At 66.5% G+C, this 2,033-nt stretch carries 3 protein-coding genes; 1 reads left to right on the top strand and 2 read right to left on the bottom strand.

From position 1 onward, the window contains the following. Together A2J01_RS10420 and gatC are read right to left on the bottom strand one after the other, a co-directional pair. The coding region (locus A2J01_RS10420; protein ID WP_269455301.1) for an amidase at window positions 1–754 on the bottom strand (754 nt) is incomplete at its 3' end. Beyond that, on the bottom strand, window positions 751–1,050 hold the full coding sequence (gatC, locus tag A2J01_RS10415) for an Asp-tRNA(Asn)/Glu-tRNA(Gln) amidotransferase subunit GatC (RefSeq protein ID WP_003944747.1): 300 nt from the start codon (window positions 1,048–1,050) through the stop codon (window positions 751–753). The genes gatC and A2J01_RS10420, both read right to left, overlap by 4 nt. 280 nt (window positions 1,051–1,330) lie before the next feature. Here gatC and A2J01_RS10410 point away from each other — a divergent pair, with 280 nt between their 5' ends. Further along, window positions 1,331–1,981: an amino acid-binding protein gene (locus A2J01_RS10410; protein ID WP_003944719.1), complete on the top strand. Its 651-nt coding sequence runs from the start codon at window positions 1,331–1,333 to the stop codon at window positions 1,979–1,981. Window positions 1,982–2,033: the final 52 nt, after the last annotated feature.

The following is a 2,033-nucleotide window of genomic DNA, read 5'->3' as shown; positions in this document are numbered from 1 at the left end:
CGACCACCGGACGCACGGGGGCGTCGATGGACGTGGAGTCACGCGGATCGTGTCCGGCGATGACCTCGTGCAGCAGAGCGGTGTCGAGCACGGTGCGTCCACAGGGGCCGCCCTGATCAAGCGAGGACGCGCACGCGACGAGTCCGAAGCGCGAGACGGTTCCGTACGTCGGCTTGGTTCCGACTGTCGCGGTGACCGCAGCGGGCTGACGGATCGAACCGCCGGTGTCAGTGCCGATGGCCAGCGGGGCCTGACGGGACGCGAGCGCAGCCGCACTGCCGCCGCCCGAACCACCGGGGATGCGGGTGACGTCCCACGGGTTACGCGTCGGGCCGAAGGCCGAGTTCTCGGTCGAAGAGCCCATCGCGAACTCGTCGAGGTTCGTCTTGCCGAGGATCGGGATGCCGGCAGCGCGCAGCTTGGAGGTCAGAGTCGCGTCGTACGGCGCGACCCAGCCTTCGAGAATCTTCGACGCACAGGTGGTCGGCATGTCCGTCGTGGTGAAGATGTCCTTCAGCGCGATCGGAACGCCGGCGAGTGCCGAAGCGGGTTCGTTTCCGCCTGCGAGCGAGTTGTCCACTGCTGCGGCGGCTTCGAGAGCCTGTTCGCCTGCAACGTGCAGGAAGGCGTGGTACTCGGTGTCGACGGCCGCGATGCGGTCGAGATGCGCCTGCGTGACCTCTACCGAGGACACCTCACGCGAGTGGATCTTGCCGGCCAGCTCAGCGGCGTCCAGCGTGGTCAGATCGGTCATTCGCCCTCTCCAAGGATCTGCGGAACCGCAAAGCGATCCTGTTCGACTGCGGGTGCTCCGGACAATGCCTGCTCGGGGGTCAACCCGGGCACGATCACGTCGGGGCGCGTCACGTTGGTGACGGCATTGGGATTCGCCATGGGCGGGACGTCGTCGGCCGCAACCTCGGTGACCACCTTGACGTGGTTGAGAATCGAATCCAACTGACCGGCGAACTCGTCGAGTTCGGCATCGGACAGGGCGAGTCTGGACAGCCGCGCGAGGTGCGCGACCTCGTCACGGGAGATGGCAGGCACCGCGGGGCCCCTTTCGGAAGAGGACGTGAACATTGCCGGTCCAGCCTAGTTGCTCGCCGCGACAGACCTGTAAGCACGCCCGCTGTATCGAACGACGAGCACGCTCACTGTGTCGATCGCCACGCCGGATGCCCGCGGTGTGTTTCGCTCGTGTGACAAGCATGTGCATCCGGCGTGACGCCGCCGCGGCGCCCACCATCGCAGGTTGGGCAAGTGCAAAGATGAGTCAGGCCCGGGTCGACGTGATCCGGGCGAGAACCGATCAGCGAAAGGCACGCACGTGTCGTACCTGCTTCGCGTCCAACTGCCCGATCGACCAGGCAGCCTCGGCGCGCTCGCCGTAGCTCTCGGATCCGTGGGCGCAGACATCCTCTCCCTCGACGTCGTGGAACGAGGTGACGGTTTTGCCATCGACGACCTCGTGGTCGACGTCGAACCGGGCGCGCTGCCCGACACCTTGATCACCGCTGCCGAGCATCTACCGGACGTGCTGGTCGATTCGATCCGCCCCTACGCCGGGATTCTCGACACTCACCGTGAGCTCGAACTCATAGATTCCGTTGCGACGGCCCGAAACGATCGACTACAGGTCCTCGTCGACGGCGCGCCGCGTGTACTGCGAGTCGGCTGGTGCGTCGTCGCGGACATCGGCAAGCACGGTGCGTACCGCGTCGTCGGTAGCGCCGGCGCGCCGGAAACCCACGCCACCGACATTCCGTGGATGCCACTGGACAAGCCCACCGCCCTCGACGGCGAGGCCGACTGGGTTCCGGACGTATGGCGCGACATGAACACCAGCCTCGCTGCCGCACCTCTCGGCTCCGGCAATCGAGTCCTCATGCTCGGTCGTCCCGGTGGGCCCGAATTCCGCCCTTCGGAGATAGCCCGCCTCGGCTACCTCGCAGGAATCGTGGCGACGGTACTGGGTTGACCAGGCTGGCTGATCAGGCCAGGCCGCGAACCATGACGGTCAGTTCCATACC

The sequence above is a fragment of the Rhodococcus sp. EPR-134 genome, assembly GCF_001647205.1.
Taxonomy (GTDB): Bacteria; Actinomycetota; Actinomycetes; order Mycobacteriales; family Mycobacteriaceae; genus Rhodococcus_F; species Rhodococcus_F qingshengii.
This window is presented reverse-complemented; position numbering and strand designations above follow the sequence as displayed.